Origin of the sequence: Patulibacter sp., from assembly GCF_030655195.1 — a bacterium.
GTDB lineage: Bacteria > Actinomycetota > Thermoleophilia > Solirubrobacterales > Solirubrobacteraceae > Patulibacter.
Genome location: NZ_JAURWA010000068.1, coordinates 1 through 15,539, shown reverse-complemented (window position 1 = coordinate 15,539; position 15,539 = coordinate 1). Strand labels below are relative to the sequence as shown.

The following is a 15,539-nucleotide window of genomic DNA, read 5'->3' as shown; positions in this document are numbered from 1 at the left end:
GGCGCGCCCAACCGACGGCCAATCCGCGGTTCTCAATCCGCGGTTCTCGGTCCTCTCGTAGGCTTCCGCCCATGCCGAAGCGCGCCCTCATCACCGGAATCACCGGCCAGGACGGCTCCTACCTCGCCGAGCTGCTGCTCGACAAGGGCTACGAGGTGCACGGGATGGTCCGTCGCGCATCGACGGAGAAGTTCGACCGGATCGAGCACCTGCGCGACAAGATCACCCTGCACCAGGGCGACCTGCTCGACCAGCGCTCCTTGGTCGACACGATCCGCGCGTCCGCCCCGGACGAGATCTACAACCTCGCCGCGATGAGCTTCGTCGGCCTCTCCTGGGTCCAGCCGACCCTGACGGCCGACTTCACCGGCGTGTCGGTCACCCGCGTGCTGGAGGCGATGCGCGAGGCCGCGCCGGAGGCGCGCTTCTACCAGGCGTCCTCGTCGGAGATGTTCGGCAAGGTCCGCGAGGTCCCGCAGTCCGAGGAGACCCCGCTCTACCCCCGCTCCCCGTACGGGGTCGCGAAGGTCTACGGCCACTTCATCACCGTCAACTACCGCGAGTCCTACGACCTGCACGCCACGTCGGGGATCCTCTTCAACCACGAGTCCCCCAGGCGCGGCCTGGAGTTCGTGACGCGCAAGATCACCTGGCACGCCGCGGCGATCAAGCACGGCCTGCGCAAGGAGCTGGCGCTGGGCAACCTCGACGCCAAGCGCGACTGGGGCTACGCGAAGGACTACGTCGAGGCGATGTGGCTGATGCTGCAGCAGGACACCGCCGAGGACTACGTCATCGCCACCGGCGAGACCCACACCGTCGAGGAGTGCGTGAAGGTCGCCTTCGACGAGGCCGGCCTCGGCGACTACGAGCCCTACGTGCGGATCGATCCGCAGTTCGTGCGGCCGGCCGAGGTCGACCTGCTGATCGGCGACCCGGCCAAGGCGAAGAAGGACCTCGGATGGGTGCCGGAGACCTCGTTCGAGGAGCTCATCCGCCTCATGACCCGCGCCGACCTCGAACTGCTCTCGAAGTAGGGCGGGGCCCGGCGTGCGCATCTGCCTCGTCTACGACTGCCTCTTCCCCTGGACCGTCGGCGGCGCCGAGCGGTGGTACCGCAACCTCGCCGAGCGACTCGCGGCCGAGGGACACGAGGTCACCTACCTGACGCTCACGCAGTGGGACGAGGGCGACGCGCCCGACCTGCCCGGCGTCGAGGTCGTGGCCGTCGGCCCGCGGATGGACCTCTACGTCGGCGACCGACGCAAGATCGGGCCGCCGCTGCGGTTCGGGCTCGGGGTCTTCGCGCACCTGCTGCGGCGCGGGCGCCACTACGACGTCGTGCACACGGCGTCGTTCCCGTACTTCTCGCTGCTCGCCGCCGCGGTGACGAAGCCCGTCGGGCGCTTTCGGATCTCGTGCGACTGGCACGAGGTGTGGAGCCGCGACTACTGGCTCGAGTACCTCGGCGGCGTCGGCGGCCGCGTGGGCTGGACGATCCAGCGGGTCTGCGCCCAGGTGCCGCAGACCGCCTACGCGTTCTCCCGCCTGCACGCCGGCCGGCTCCGTGGTCTGGGCCTGCGCGGCGAGGTCACCGTGCTGACGGGCGAGTACGCCGGCAGCCTGGCGCCGCCGCCGGCCGACCCGGCCACGACGCCCCCGACCGTCGTCTACGCCGGCCGGATGATCCCCGAGAAGCGCACGCCGCTCGTCGTCGACGCGATCGCCGCCGCGCGCGAGCGGATCCCCGACCTGCGCGGCCGGATCTTCGGCGCGGGGCCCGAGGCCGAGAAGGTCCGCGCCCGGATCGCCGAGCTCGGCCTGGAGGACGTGATCGAGCTGCCCGGGTTCGTCGCCGCCGAGGTCGTCGACGAGGCGATGCGGACCGCCACGTGCGTGCTGCAGCCGTCCTCCCGCGAGGGCTACGGGATGGTCGTCGTCGAGGCCGCCTCGCACGGCGCGCCGGCGATCGTCGTCGCGGGCGACGACAACGCGGCGGTCGAGCTCGTCGACGAAGGCGTCAACGGATTCGTCGCGCCCGAGGCGACCGGCGCCTCGATCGCCGACGCGATCGTCGCCTGTCACGAGCGGGGCGACGAGCTGCGTGCCTCGACCCGTGAGTGGTTCACGAGCAACGCCGACCGGCTGTCGCTCGACGGCTCGCTGCGGACGGTCGCGGCGGGCTACGCCGGGACGCCTCGGCCCTAGCCCGCCAGCGCCTGGGCGTATGTCCGCGCCGTCTCCCTCGCGCAGCGCTCCCACGAGAACCGGGCGGCCTGCGCCGGGCCGCGCTCGCGGAGGTCGGCGCGGAGCGCGTCCTCGGTGAGCAGCCGCTCGATCGCCGTGCGGACCGCCGCGCCGTCCCCCGGGTCGAAGAGCAGCGCGGCGTCGCCGGCCACCTCCGGCATCGACGCGCGGTCCGAGCAGGCGCTCGGGACCCCGCGCTGCAGGGCCTCGAGCACGGGCAGCCCGAAGCCCTCGTAGAACGACGGGAAGACGTGGGCGACGCACAGCGCCCACAGGCCCTCGACGTCCGCGGTGGACAGCCAGCCCGGCAGCAGCAGGTCGTCCGCCACGTTGCGGGCGACGGCGCGGTGGCGCAGGACGGCGTCGTGCTCGGTCGGGTACCCCGGCACGACGAGCAGCGGCCGGCGGTCGGGCGGGATCGCCGCGAGCGCGTCGATGAGGCCCTCGACGTTCTTGTGCGGCCGCTTCGCCGCCATGCTGAGCAGGACGCGTCGGTCGCCCAGTCCGAGCCGCCGGCGCAGGTCCGCCTCCGGCGTCGCCGCGCCGCTGCGGGGCGGCGTCGTCGCGAGGTGGACGACGTCGATCCGGTCCGCCGGCGTCCCGATGTGGGTCACGACGTCGGCCTTCGTCGCGTGCGAATCGGCGATCACCCGTCGCGACGCCCGGACGGCGGCCGGCACCAGGACCCGCATCCCCAGGCCGCGCAGACCGAAGTGGGCCTCGGGTGCGACGGCGTAGTGCAGGTCGTGGACCGTCGTCACGCGCGGGGGCCCTCCGGCCAGGCGGCCCGGTCCCGTCGAGGCGAGGCTGTGGACCAGGTCCGCCCCGATCTCCGTCGCCAGACGCGGGACGTGGCGCTGCTCGCCCCACACCCACTGCCGGCGGTCGCGCGCGTCGACGGGGGCCACGACCGACGCGACGACGGTGTTCCACGGTGCGGTCTCGTCCTGGGCCGCGACGGTGTTGACGATCGCCACCGGGTCGATCCCCTCGATCTCGGCCAGGCGCGGCAGGAGCTCCCGTGCGTAGACCTCCATGCCACCGGTCTCGCCGGGGGTCAGGTAGACGAGGTTCAGGGCAACCCGGATGGTCACCCGGCGCCCCGCAGCCGCTCCAGGTCCGCCGCGACCATCTCGCCGACGAGCCCCTCGAAGGTGCGCGTCGGCCGCCAGCCGAGGACGTCGCGGGCCTTCGACGGGTCGCCCACCGGCGGCCACTGCTCGGGCGGCCGGACGAAGCGCGGATCGGTCACGACGCGGTCGCGGATCTGCCCCTCCCGGGTCGGCACCAGACGCTCGACGCCGGCCGCCGCGAACGCCGCGTCGACGAGGTCGCCGACCGTGCGCGGGACGCCCGACGCCAGGACGTAGTCGTCCGCGACGTCGTGGCGCAGCGCCAGCACCATGCCGGCGACGATGTCCGCCGCGTGGGACCAGTCGCGGACGGCGGCCTGGTCGCCGATGGTCAGCTCGTCCGCCCGGCCGGCGGCGATCGCCGCGACGCCGGCGGTGACCTTCCGCGGCAGGAACCGCTCGGGCCGCCGGGGCGACTCGTGGTTGAACGTCACGGCCGAGACCAGGTGGCGGTCCTGCCCCGAGCGGAGCGTGCGGACGAGCCCGTGGGCGGCGAGCTTCGCCACGCCGTAGGGGCTGCGCGGGCGCATGGGCGAGCCCTCGTCCTGGGGCGAGACGCCGCAGTCGCCGAAGATCTCGCTCGACGCCGCGACGAGGACGCGGGCCTCGGTCTCCAGGCGGCCGGCGGCCGCGACGACCGCCGCCGTGCCGGTCACGACCGCCGCGGTGACCTCCGTCGGGTCCTTCCACGAGTCGGGCACGAACGTCGGCGCGGCCAGGTGGTAGATCTCGTCGGGGCGGGCGTCGGTGACGGCGTCCTTGACGCTCTGCGGGTCCAGGAGGTCCGCAACGAGCAGCCGCACGTGCCCGTCCAGGTGCCCGAGACCCGCGGCACCCAGGGCCCCGCCGGGCGACCGCACGGTCCCGACGACCTCGTCGCCGGCGGCGAGGAGCTGCTCGGCGAGGTACCCCCCGTCCTGTCCGGTGACCCCGGTGATCAGCACGCGGCGCGTCATGGGGTCCGCAGGTCCGGCCGAGGGCGCATCTGGGGCCAGGCTATAAGGCCGTCGGTCGTCGTCACCGCGCCCGTCCGGGCCGACCGACCGGAGGGCACCGGGCGACGGCGGCGCGATCCCGCCGATTCGGCTCTCCGGTTCCGGGTGCCTCGTTGCACGCGGACGTGCGACACACGGTCCGGCGCGGGCGAGCGGTACGGTTCGACGGCTGCGCAACTTCTGTAGGCACCACGGGTTTATCCCGGTGAGCCGCCGGAGGAGGACGATCCCCGTTCCACACGCCGCCTCCACCACCATGCACAACCACGGGAACACGGTCACGGACGCAGACGTCCTCCGATCGCTGGCGACGCCGCCTCCGCAGGTCGAGGTCGTCGGCATCCCGATGGCGCTCACGACCTACGAGCGCACCCTCCAGTGGATGGACGCCATGGTCGCCAGCCGGCGCCAGGGCTACGTCTGCGTCGCCGCCACGCACACCGTGATGGCCTGCCACGAGGACGAGGAGCTGCGCCAGGCAGTGCTCGGCAGCTCGCTCACCGTCCCCGACGGCCAGCCGCTGGTCTGGGCGATGAACCTGCTGGGCCACGAGCAGCCCAACCGCGTCTACGGCCCGACGCTGATGGAGCGCCACTGCGCCCACGCCGCGCGCAACGGCACCCGCATCTACCTGTACGGCGGACGCAACCGCGACGCGCTCGACACGCTGGCGCGCAACCTCCTCGAGCGGTTCCCCGGGCTGACGATCGTCGGCGGCTGGTCGCCGCCGTTCCGCACGCTCACCGCCGACGAGGAGGAGTGCGTGATCGACGAGATCAACGGCTCCGGCGCCGACGTCGTGTGGGTCGGCATCGGCGTGCCGAAGCAGGAGAAGTGGATGGCGAACATGCGCCCCCGGCTCGAGGCACCGGTCCTCGTCGGCGTCGGTGCGGCCTTCGACTTCCACGCCGGTCTCGTGCCGCAGGCCCCCGCCCGGGTGCAGTCGCTCGGGCTCGAGTGGCTCTTCCGCCTCGTGCAGGAGCCGCGTCGGCTGTGGCGGCGCTACGCGCGCTACAACCCGCTCTTCGTCATGCGCTTCGGCAGCCAGCTCGCGCGTCAGCGCTCGTCGGGCCAGTCCGTCGCTCCCGTCCTGCTCGAGGGACCGCCGCCGCGCCGTCGCCCCCTGCGCCGCAGGTCGGTGCCCGCCGGGCGCTAGCCTCCCCGTGGTGGATCTGGACGTCGCCGTCGTCGGCATCGGTCGTGTGGGGCTCCCGCTCGCGCTCGCGTTCGCGGACGGGGGGCTGCGCACGATCGGCATCGACGCCAAGCCCGAGATCGTGGAGGCCGTCCAGGACGGCCGCATGCCGTTCGAGGAGCCCGGCGCCGAGGAGATCCTCGCGCGCGTCCAGGCCGACGGGCTGCTCGAGGTCACGGGCACCGTCGCCGAGGCCGCCCGGGCCCGCCACATCGTCCTGACGCTCGGGACCCCGTCGTTCTCGCACATCGAGATCGACGTCGGCCAGATCCGCAGCGTCCTCGACGACCTGCTGCCGCACCTGCGCGAGGGCCACTGCATCGTCCTGCGCTCGACGATCGCCCCCGGGACGACGGAGTTCGTCGCCGGCTACCTCGAGATGCACCGCGGCTTCACGGTGGGCACCGACCTGTTCGTCGCCCACGTCCCCGAGCGGATCGCGGCGTCGCGCTTCTTCGCCGAGATCTCGACGCTGCCGTGCATCGTCGGTGGCGTCGGCGAGCGCTCCGGCGAGGTCGCCGCCGAGCCGTTCGCCGCGCTCGGCGCCCGCGTCGTGCAGACCTCCCCGGTCGAGGCCGAGCTCGCGAAGATCTGGACCAACATCCTGCGGTACACGATGTTCGCGCTGCCCAACCGGCTGATGATGGAGTGCGAGCAGTACGGCGCCAACGTCTTCGAGGTCATCGATCTGATCAACCGGGACTACCCGCGCGGCGGCATGAAGCTCCCCGGTATGACGGCCGGCACGTGCCTGCGCAAGGACTTCACGTTCTCCGAGGAGCGCTCGCCGGCGCCGGGCATGCTGCTGGCGGTCTCGCGGGTCAACGAGTCGGTGCCGCTGTTCCTGCTCGACGGCGTCAAGCGCCGGGTGCCGGGTGGCAAGCTGCGCGGGCGCAAGGTCGCCGTCCTGGGTCTCGCCTTCAAGGGCGACACCGACGACGAGCGCGACTCGCTCAGCTTCAAGCTCATGCGCCTGCTGGAGCGCGAGCTGGCCCTGGTCGCCGCGCACGACCCGCACAGCCCGTCGTCCACGCTGACCCTCGCCGAGTCCGTGGCCGACGCCGACGCGATCGTCCTGGCGACGAACCACTCCGCCTGGAAGGACCCGGCCGTGCTGCGCCGGATCGCCGACCTCGCGTCGGACGGCGCGATCCTCGCCGACCCGTGGAACTGCTTCGGCCAGGACACCGTCTTCGGCATCGCCGAGGACCTCGCGTCCGCGCTCGAGCGCGACGCGGTGCCGACGGCGCCCAGCGTCGCCTGAGCGACAGGGGGCCCGGCGCGGGCCTGCGGACCTCGGTCGTCGGCTCGTCGGTGACCTCAGCGCCGGATGAGGAGGGCCGGTCGCCGACCGTTGGCGCCCGGCCGGCGGTCAGCCGAGCCGGACCACCTGCACGCCCGTGTGCCGTTCGGTCGCGTCGGCCAGGCCGAGGTCCTTCGTCGCCAGCGGCTCGTCGAGCGCCTCCGCCAGGGCGACGAAGAGCGCGTCGCCGGCGGTGAAGTTCTCGCGCAGCCCCCAGGCCCTGGCCCGGAGGGGAATCGCCGGATAGAGCTGCAGCGACAGGTCCCCGAGGTCGGCCACCGCTCCCCCGAGCCGCTCGGGCCCCGCGTCGCCGCGGCTCGCCATCCGGCGGAGCACCGCGAGCACCTCGAACGTGAGGACGTCCGGGGCGGCGAGCGGCCCCTGTCGCGCGAGCAGGTCGTTGACCGTCGCGGCGGCCCCGGAGCCCAGCAGGACGTCGACCGCGCCGGAGGTGTCGAGGACGGTCACTCTCCCACGTCGCGGATCGCCCGGACGGCGTCCACGCTGGACTCGGCAGGCGTGACGGCCCCGCGGTGCGTCACGCGCGCCGCGAGCTCTGCCGGGGTGGGGCGTCCGGCGGCCTGCCCGAGGACGCCCCGGGAGTACTCGGAGAGCGACAGCCCGGCGGCGGCCGCGCGCGCCTTCAGCGTCCGATGCACCTCGTCGGGGACGTCTCGGATCTGCAGCAGCGCCATGCGCCCAGCCTACCGTGCATCGCGCAACAGGAACATGCACTCTGCATCGATCACGTGCAGAACTCGTGCAACATCGCGACGTACCCGCCGCCGGTTACCCTCCGGCGCAATGTCTCGCGTTCTCGTCACCGGCGGTGCCGGCACCATCGGCGCCGCCGTCGTCCGTCGTCTCCTCCGCGACCCGCGCTTCGAGGTGCGGGTCTCCGACCAGCGCGACGCGCCCGACTGGATGCGCGAGGGGTGCGAGATCCACCGCGGCGACCTGCGCGACCGCGACGAGGCCAAGCGCGCGCTCGTCGGCTGCTCGCACGTCATCCACCTGGCGGCGATCGTCGGCGGGATCGGCAACTTCCACAAGCTGCCCTACACGCTGACCGACGTGAACTCGTCGCTCTACAACAGCGTCATGGGTGCGGCCGTGGAGATCGGCGTCGACCGCTTCACCTACGTGTCGAGCTCCATGGTGTTCGAGAACTCGACCTCGTTCCCGACCGCGGAGAAGGACGTCGATCGGGTGCCCGTGCCGACCTCGGCCTACGGGTTCTCCAAGCTCACCGGCGAGATCCAGATCAAGGCCGCCCACGTGGAGCACGGCCTGCCGTACACGATCGTCCGTCCGTTCAACGCCTACGGCCCGGGCGAGATGCCCGAGGACGAGCCCGGCATCGCGCACATGGTGCCCGACGTCATCAAGAAGGTCCTGGCGCTGCCCGACGGCGCGCCCCTCCCGATCTTCGGCAAGGGCGACCAGACGCGCACCCTGACCCACGTGCAGGACATCGCCGACGGCATCGTCACCGCCACCGGCCACGACGCCGCGCTGAACGAGGACTTCAACATCTCGGCGGGGGACGAGCGGACGATCGCCGACGTCTGCCAGGTCATCTGGGAGCAGTGCGGCCGCAGGGACGAGCTCGTCTTCGAGCACCTGCCGACGTTCGACGTCGACGTGCAGCGCCGCTGGCCCGACGTCTCCAAGGCCAAGGCGCTCCTGGGCTGGGAGTCGCAGATCCCGCTGGACAAGGGCATCGCGGACACGGTCGCCTGGCTGCGGACGGTCTGAGGGCGACACCCGGGAGCTCTCACCGGGCCTCGCCGCTCCGGACGCCGGATCCGCGCCGGGCCGGGGTCACCCCCGCCCCCGTCGGCGGCCGACGGGGGCGCGTCGGGCGGAGCCGGTCAGATCGCCTTGCCCGGGTTCATCGTCCCGGCCGGGTCCCACGCGTCCTTGATCGCCCGGCCCAGTGCCCGGGCGTCGCCCAGCTCCGCGTCGAGGTGGTCCGTCTTGAGGAGGCCGACGCCGTGCTCGCCCGAGACGGTGCCGCCGAGCGACAGGGCGAGGGCGACGATCGCGTCGAAGGCGGCACGGGCGCGCCGGACCTGGTCGTCGTCGCGGTGGTCGTAGACGACGGTCGGGTGCATGTTGCCGTCGCCGGCGTGGCCGAAGGTGCCGATCAGGACGTCGTGCTCGACGGCGATCGCCTCGACGCCGGCCAAGAGCGCCGGGACCTGCGGCAACGGGACGGCGACGTCGTCCAGCAGCGTGGTGCCCTTGCGCTCCAGCGCGGGGTAGGCGAGCTGCCGGGCGGCGGTGATCATCCGGCCCTCCTCGGGGTCGTCGGAGACCACCGAGAGCGTGGCGCCGGCGGCGTCGCAGAGCTCCTGCATCAGGGCGATCTCGCGCGGCCCCGCCTCGGGGCCGGCGTCCGACCGGGCGAAGAGCACCGCCTCGACGTCGTCCTCGTAGCCCAGCGGCTCGAGCTCCTGCACGGCCTGGAGCGTCGCGCGGTCGAGCAGCTCGAGCATCGACGGGCGGACGCGGCGCACGATGGCCGCGACGGCCTCCCCGGCCTCAACCAGCGACGAGAACGTGGCCGCCAGGGTGCTGGCGCGCGGCTGCGCCGGCAGCAGGCGCAGCGTGGCCTCGGTGACGATCCCGAGCGTGCCCTCCGACCCGCAGACGAGACCCGCGAGGTCGTAGCCCGCGACGCCCTTGCGGGTGCGGTGGCCGACGCGAACCGCGCGCCCGTCGGCGAGCACGACCTCGCACGTCAGGAGCGCGTCGCGCGTCACGCCGTACTTGACGCAGCAGAGCCCGCCCGCGTTCGTGGCGATGTTGCCGCCGATGGTGGAGAACTCGCGGCTGGCGGGGTCGGGGGCGTACCAGAGGCCCTCCGCGGCGGCCGCCGTGCCCAGCGCGGCGTTGACGACCCCGGGCTGGACGGTCGCGGTCAGGCCGGCGGCGTCGAGCTCGACGATGCGGTCCATCCGCTCGAGGGAGACGACGACGCAGCCGTCGAGCGCGTTGGCGCCGCCGCTGAGCCCCGAGCCGGCGCCGCGCGGGACCACCGGCACGCCGTGGGCGGCCGCCGCGCGGACGGCGGCCTGGACCTGAGCGGTCGTCGTCGGCCGGACCAGGGCGGCGGGCACCCCGGCCCGCAGGAGCCCGGGCGCGGCCTGGTCGCGGCGGTAGGCCTCGAGGACGTCGGGGTCGGTGATGACCTCGCCGGCGCCGGCGAGGTCCTCGGCCAGGGTGCGGGTCGACTCGACGGCGCTCATGCGGACGCCCCGTCCGCAGCCAGGACGGCGGTCGTCGCGCGGTCCGGCGCCCCCTGCGTCACGTCGTCGGGCGCCACCGCCGCCGTCCGCAGGTACAGGTCGCGCACGTGGTCGCGGACCAGGCGCTCCGCGTCGTCGGCGCGGTGCTCGCGGACCGCGGCCAGGATGCCGGCGTGCTCGGCGCGCAGGCGGTCGAGCTCGGCGGGCGGGTCCTCGAGGCGGTGCAGGGCGGACCGCAGGTGCCCCGACACCGACGAGCGGACGGCGAGCATCACGAGGCGCAGGGCGCTGTTGCCCGAGGCGTCGACGAGCGCCAGGTGGAACGCGACGTCGGCGACCTCGAACGCATCGACGTCGCCCGCCGCCGCCTCCATCGCGGCCAGCGCCGTCTCGGCGTCCGTCAGGTCGGGGGCGGGGTCGCGGCTCGCCGCGGCGGCCAGTGCGGCGCCCTCGAGGGCGCGGCGCAGCTCGATCAGGTCGCCGAGCGGCACGAGGCCGAGGCGCATCAGGGCGTCGAAGGACTCCCCCACCGGGCCGGCGGAGAGCGCCTCGGGAGCCGTGACCCGCAGCGGCGCGGTCGGGCCGGACGCGACGACCAGCCCCTGGGCCTGCAGCGCCCGCAGCGCCTCGCGGACGCTGGTGCGCCCCACCCCGAAGCGCTCGCCGAGCTCGCGCTCCGACGGCAGCACGTTGCCGGGCTGCAGGTCGCCGTCCAGGATCGCGGCGCGCAGCTGGGCTGCGACCTGTTGGTAGACCGGGCGGCGCACCACCTCCTCGAACGGCATGGGCGCAGCATAGACCTCCTGGCTGTTGGTCTGACAAGGGGTGTGTCCCGCGTCACATCTTTACTTGTCAGACCAGCAGGCATGTGGGAGGGTCGCGGCGAGGCCGGAGACCGCTCGGCACACGGAGCGGCGGCCCACCGAGCGAGGAGAAGAGGATCGAGATGGCCACCACCGAGACCGGCACCGCAGCGACGACGCTGACGTCGCAGGCGTCCCTGGCGCTGCTGAAGGACGTCGCCCGCGCGATGTTCCCCCACCCGTCGTTCCCCGACGCGCCCTACGAGCACGCCGTCGGCACGATCGTCGCGGCGGCCGAGGCCGACCTGCGGGTGCGGGCGCAGCTCGAGCAGGGCCTGCGCGACGTCGACGTCGTCGGCGGGGCGCCGTTCGCCGACCTCGACGACGCCGCGCGCCTCGACGTCCTGCGCTCCATCGAGGGCACCGCGTTCTTCGAGCACGTCCGCACCCGCCTGGTGACCGGGCTCTACGACCAGGCGCCGGTGTGGGACCTGCTCGGCTACCAGGGGCCCTGTCCCGACGGGAACGGCTACCTCGAGCGGGGCTTCGACGACCTCGACTGGCTCCCGGATCCGCAGATCGAGGACCCGGCCCGGGAGGAGATCGTCCGATGAGCGCCACCGAGATCCGCGGGCGCTTCGACACCGCCTCGTTCGACGAGGACGACTCCGACGTCGTCGTGATCGTCGGCTCCGGCCCGGGCGGCGGCACGCTCGCCCACGAGCTGTGCGAGCGCGGTATCCGCTGCGTCGTCCTCGAGGCCGGCCCGCACCTGACCGCCGAGGACTACGTCCAGGACGAGTGGGAGGCCTTCAACCAGATGGCCTGGCTGGACCCGCGCACGACGTCGGGCTCGTTCCGGCTGGCCAAGGACTTCCCCAACCTCCCCGCCTGGACCGTCAAGGCCGTCGGCGGCACCGCGACCCACTGGGCCGGCGCGACGCCGCGGTTCAAGGCGCACGAGTTCAAGACCGCGTCGACCTACGGCGAGGTCGACGGCGCGTCGCTCCTGGACTGGCCGATCTCGCTGGAGGACCTCGAGCCGTACTACGACCGCGCCGAGGAGAAGATGGGGGTCACCCACAAGGGCGGCCGTCCGCCGCTGCCGGCGAACAACAACTTCAAGGTCATGGGCAACGGCGCCGCGGAGCTCGGCTACCGCCACATCGCCACCGGCCCGTACGCCACCAACTCGGTGCCCTTCGACGGGCGTCCCGCGACGGTGCAGGACGGCTTCAACTTCCAGGGCGACAAGCAGGAGTCCAAGTGGTCGCCGCTGGTCTCCGAGCTGCCGAAGGCGGCGCTGACCGGCAACCTCGACCTGCGCGCGAGCAGCCACGTCTGCCAGATCACCCACGACGCCCGCGGCCGCGCCGACGGCGTCCTCTACGTCGACGAGGACGGGGCGCTGCACCGCCAGAAGGCCCGGGCGGTGTGCGTCGCCGGCAACGCGATCGAGACGGCGCGCCTGCTGCTCCTGTCGGACTCGCCGCTGTTCCCCGACGGCCTGGCCAACAGCTCCGGGCAGGTCGGCCGGAACTACATGCGGCACCTGACCGCGTCGGTCTACGGCTCCTTCGACAAGGAGGTCCACATGTACCGCGGCGAGACGATGGCCGGCGTGGTCGCCGACGAGTCGCGGCACGACACCGACCGCGGCTTCGCGGGCGGCTACTACATGCAGCTGATCTCGCTCGGCGTGCCGTTCATGGCCGCGTTCGTCGACCCGGGCGGCTGGGGCCCGGACTTCACGCGGATCATGGACGACTACGCCTCGACGGCCGGCATGTGGCTCGTCGGCGAGGACATGCCGCAGTCCACCAACCGCGTCACCCTCGACGGCGGCATGACCGACGCGCACGGCCTGCCCGTCCCCCACGTCCACTTCGACGACCACCAGAACGACCTGGCGATGCGCGAGCACGCCTGGACCCAGGGCACGAAGGTCTACGAGGCGGTGGGCGCGAAGAACGTCAAGCGCACGCCGCCCTACCCGTCGACCCACAACATCGGGACGTGTCGCATGAGCGCGAGGCCCGAGGACGGCGTCGTCAACGAGTGGGGCCAGGCGCACGACGTGCCCAACCTGTTCGTCTCCGACGGCTCGCAGTTCACCACCGGCGCGGCCGCCAACCCGACGCTGACGATCGTCGCGCTGGGCATCCGGCAGGCCGAGCACATCGCCTCCGAGATCGGCCGCGGGGCGCTGTAGGACGGCGCACGCCGGTGGGCGCCGCGGTCCTCCGCGTGGGCGTCCCGGGGCACCGCTCCGGGACGCGCGGTACCCCGCGAACGCCGCTGCGGTGCACTCCCGCCGCGCGGAGGAGGACACTTGGGGTCCGGTCGGAACGGGCGCACCCGCGCCCCGCCCGGCGGACGTGACCCATGACCGACGACCAGCTCGAACGCGACCTGCAGGCCGCCATGCGCACCGGCGACGTGGACGAGCTCAACACGCTCGCGACCGCGCTGGGCGACGCCGGCCAGCCCGAGCGGGCCGCGGCCATCTTCCGGGTCGCCGCCTCGTTCGGTGACGACGTCGCGTTCAGCAACCTCGGCACCGCCCTGACCCACCTGGGCGACCTCGAGGGCGCGACCGCCGCCTACGGCTCCGCGGTCGACCTGGGGTTCTCCGAGGCGCGGGTCGACCTCGCGATGGTGCTGGCCGAGGACGGCTCCGACCTCGACCGCGTCGACGAGCTGCTGACCGCCGCGGCGGCCGACGGCGAGCCCGACGCCGCGCACCAGCTCGGGCTCCTGCGGCTGCGCCAGGACGAGGTCGCCGAGGCGGTCGAGCTGCTCGAGCGCGCCCACGCCGAGGAGGCCAGCGGCACCGTGGCCGACTCGCTGGCGCGCGGCTACCGCGCCGCCGGGCGGCTGGACGACGCCGTGCGGCTGTGGGAGGAGGCCGGTGCGGCCGGGTACCACGAGGCGCACCTGGGCCGGGCGTTCGCGCTCGAGGAGGCCGGCCGCGACGCCGAGGCCGAGCGGGCGTTCCTCGAGGCCATCGACGCCGACGTCGAGGTGGCCTCGGCCAGCTGGGCGTCCGCGCTGGACCGGCTCGGGCGCCCCGAGGAGGCGATCGCCGTGCTCCGCCGTGCCGTCGAGCGGGGCGAGGACAGCGCGATGATCGACCTGGGCAACCGCCTGACGGAGAGCCCCGACACCTTCGACGAGGGCCTGCTGCTCTACCGCCGCGCGATCGCACTGGGCCGGCTGCACGCCGTGACGAACCTGGCCGTGTCGATCCGCGGACGCGACCGGGGCGACACCCGCGCCACCGCGCTGCTGCGGCAGGCCAACGCCGAGGGCGACGACCTCGCCGGCCGGCACCTCCTGCCGGAGGACGGCGCGGTGGGCGACGACCCCGAGGACGAGGCCGGGGCGTAGGCGGGCCTTCGGGTCGCCCTCAGGCCGCGGCGCGGCGGGCGTCCTGGGCGGCCTCGCGCTCTGCGGCGCCGGGGGCGTTCCAGGCCTCCCAGGCGCCCTCGACCATCGCACGCAGGTCCAGCCCGGGCTTCCAGCCGAAGTCGCGCTCGATGCGGCGGACGGAGCCCACGATCTTGGCCGGGTCGCCGCCGCGCCGGGGAGCGACGTCGTAGCCCAGGCCCTCCTCGCCGACGACGGCCAGGATGGTCTCGACGATCTGGCGCACCGAGGTGCCCTCGCCGCGCCCGACGTTGTACGCCGGGGCGAGCTCCGTGCCGTCCTCCAGCAGCAGCGCCGCGCGGACGTGCGCCTCGGCCAGGTCGACGACGTGGACGTAGTCGCGCACGCACGACCCGTCCTGCGTGGGGTAGTCGTCGCCGAAGACCTTGGGCCGGTCGCCGCGCGACAGCGCCCGGAAGACGAGCGGGAACAGGTTGTACGGGCTGTGGTCGACGAGCGAGACGACGCCGTGCTCGGCGTCGGGGGCGTCGCGCACCGGGCCGGAGCCGACGACGTTGAAGTAGCGCAGCGAGGTGTGGCGCAGCGAGGGGCGGGCGACGGCCTGGTCGCGGATCAGCCACTCGCCGATCAGCTTGGACTCGCCGTACGGGCTCTCCGGCCGCTGGGGTGCGTCCTCGGCCACGATCTCGCCCTCCATCGTCCCGTACGTCGCGGAGCTCGACGAGAACACGAGCCGGTCGACGTCGCGCTCGGCCATCTGGCGCAGCAGCACCCGGGTGCCCTCGACGTTGGCGCGGTAGAAGTCCAGCGGGACGTTGACCGACTCGCCCGCGTACTTCAGGCCCGCGAGGTGCACGACCCCGTCGACGGGCTGGGCGTCCAGCGCAGCGCCCACGGCCGCGGCGTCCTCGACGCGGCCCTCATGGACGACCACGTCGGCGGGCACGAACTCCCGGAACCCCGAGGAGAGGTCGTCCAGGACGACGACCTCGCGGCCCGCCGCCCGGAACGCCTGGACGATGTGGGACCCGATGTAGCCGGCACCGCCGGTGAGAAGCCACGCCATGCGGCGGGAGTCTAGGCGCCGGGCCTGAGGGTTCCCTGTGACGGTCGACGGGGTCAGTCGCCGGCGGCGGCGTAGAGCGCGCGCAGGCGCAGGGCCACCGCGGCCGGATCCGTCAGCGCCGCCGCGCGGGTCCGGCCGCGCTCGCCGGCGGCC

Annotated in this window: 15 protein-coding genes; 8 read left to right on the top strand and 7 right to left on the bottom strand. The window is 73.9% G+C overall.

Translation table 11 applies throughout. From position 1 onward, the window contains the following. The first annotated feature begins 71 nt into the window (after positions 1-71). Together gmd and Q7T67_RS07185 are read left to right on the top strand one after the other, a co-directional pair. A complete protein-coding gene (gene gmd / locus Q7T67_RS07190) occupies positions 72-1,037 on the top strand; it encodes a GDP-mannose 4,6-dehydratase (protein WP_304787492.1) in 966 nt (321 codons plus the stop codon). 13 nt (positions 1,038-1,050) lie between these two features. Next, entirely contained in the window at positions 1,051-2,208 is a 1,158-nt protein-coding gene (locus Q7T67_RS07185) for a glycosyltransferase family 4 protein (protein WP_304787489.1), read from the top strand. Here Q7T67_RS07185 and Q7T67_RS07180 read toward each other — a convergent pair. After that, complete coding sequence (locus tag Q7T67_RS07180) at positions 2,205-3,341, bottom strand: glycosyltransferase family 1 protein (RefSeq protein WP_304787487.1); 1,137 nt, start codon at positions 3,339-3,341, stop codon at positions 2,205-2,207. The two genes, Q7T67_RS07185 and Q7T67_RS07180, sit on opposite strands and share 4 nt — an antisense overlap. After that, positions 3,338-4,336 (bottom strand): GDP-mannose 4,6-dehydratase, encoded by a 999-nt coding sequence (locus tag Q7T67_RS07175; protein WP_304787485.1) that lies wholly within the window; start codon positions 4,334-4,336, stop codon positions 3,338-3,340. Before Q7T67_RS07175 ends, Q7T67_RS07180 begins: the two co-directional genes overlap by 4 nt. A 295-nt stretch (positions 4,337-4,631) precedes the next feature. Here Q7T67_RS07175 and Q7T67_RS07170 point away from each other — a divergent pair, with 295 nt between their 5' ends. Next, the gene (locus Q7T67_RS07170; protein WP_304787483.1) at positions 4,632-5,531 is read left to right on the top strand and encodes a WecB/TagA/CpsF family glycosyltransferase; all 900 of its coding nucleotides are present in this window, start codon (positions 4,632-4,634) and stop codon (positions 5,529-5,531) included. A gap of 10 nt (positions 5,532-5,541) precedes the next feature. Then, the gene (locus Q7T67_RS07165) at positions 5,542-6,834 is read left to right on the top strand and encodes a nucleotide sugar dehydrogenase (protein ID WP_304787481.1); all 1,293 of its coding nucleotides are present in this window, start codon (positions 5,542-5,544) and stop codon (positions 6,832-6,834) included. A 108-nt stretch (positions 6,835-6,942) separates the two neighbouring features. On the opposite strand, the gene Q7T67_RS07160 is transcribed toward Q7T67_RS07165, so the two are convergent. Together Q7T67_RS07160 and Q7T67_RS07155 are read right to left on the bottom strand one after the other, a co-directional pair. Beyond that, the gene (locus Q7T67_RS07160) at positions 6,943-7,341 is read right to left on the bottom strand and encodes a type II toxin-antitoxin system VapC family toxin (protein WP_304787479.1); all 399 of its coding nucleotides are present in this window, start codon (positions 7,339-7,341) and stop codon (positions 6,943-6,945) included. After that, positions 7,338-7,568: a hypothetical protein gene (locus Q7T67_RS07155; RefSeq protein ID WP_304787477.1), complete on the bottom strand. Its 231-nt coding sequence runs from the start codon at positions 7,566-7,568 to the stop codon at positions 7,338-7,340. Before Q7T67_RS07155 ends, Q7T67_RS07160 begins: the two co-directional genes overlap by 4 nt. Positions 7,569-7,677: 109 nt before the next feature. On the opposite strand from Q7T67_RS07155, the gene Q7T67_RS07150 reads away from it, so the two are divergent. Next, positions 7,678-8,631, top strand: a complete 954-nt coding sequence (locus tag Q7T67_RS07150) for an NAD(P)-dependent oxidoreductase (RefSeq protein WP_304787475.1) — start codon at positions 7,678-7,680, stop codon at positions 8,629-8,631. Positions 8,632-8,747: 116 nt separating this feature from the next. Here the strand turns inward: Q7T67_RS07150 and Q7T67_RS07145 are convergent, their stop codons facing one another. Beyond that, on the bottom strand, positions 8,748-10,127 hold the full coding sequence (locus Q7T67_RS07145) for an FAD-binding oxidoreductase (RefSeq protein WP_304787473.1): 1,380 nt from the start codon (positions 10,125-10,127) through the stop codon (positions 8,748-8,750). Further along, on the bottom strand, positions 10,124-10,912 hold the full coding sequence (locus Q7T67_RS07140) for a FadR/GntR family transcriptional regulator (protein ID WP_304787471.1): 789 nt from the start codon (positions 10,910-10,912) through the stop codon (positions 10,124-10,126). The genes Q7T67_RS07145 and Q7T67_RS07140 overlap by 4 nt, the downstream gene beginning before the upstream one ends. 161 nt (positions 10,913-11,073) lie before the next feature. Here Q7T67_RS07140 and Q7T67_RS07135 point away from each other — a divergent pair, with 161 nt between their 5' ends. From Q7T67_RS07135 to Q7T67_RS07125, 3 genes are all read left to right on the top strand, one after another. Then, the gene (locus Q7T67_RS07135) at positions 11,074-11,544 is read left to right on the top strand and encodes a hypothetical protein (RefSeq protein ID WP_304787469.1); all 471 of its coding nucleotides are present in this window, start codon (positions 11,074-11,076) and stop codon (positions 11,542-11,544) included. Continuing rightward, a complete protein-coding gene (locus tag Q7T67_RS07130; RefSeq protein WP_304787467.1) occupies positions 11,541-13,142 on the top strand; it encodes a GMC family oxidoreductase in 1,602 nt (533 codons plus the stop codon). The genes Q7T67_RS07135 and Q7T67_RS07130 overlap by 4 nt, the downstream gene beginning before the upstream one ends. A gap of 173 nt (positions 13,143-13,315) precedes the next feature. Beyond that, complete coding sequence (locus Q7T67_RS07125; RefSeq protein WP_304787466.1) at positions 13,316-14,320, top strand: lipopolysaccharide assembly protein LapB; 1,005 nt, start codon at positions 13,316-13,318, stop codon at positions 14,318-14,320. Between the two features lie 19 nt (positions 14,321-14,339). On the opposite strand, the gene galE is transcribed toward Q7T67_RS07125, so the two are convergent. Then, on the bottom strand, positions 14,340-15,386 hold the full coding sequence (gene galE, locus Q7T67_RS07120) for a UDP-glucose 4-epimerase GalE (protein WP_304787465.1): 1,047 nt from the start codon (positions 15,384-15,386) through the stop codon (positions 14,340-14,342). Between the last annotated feature and the right edge of the window lie 153 nt (positions 15,387-15,539).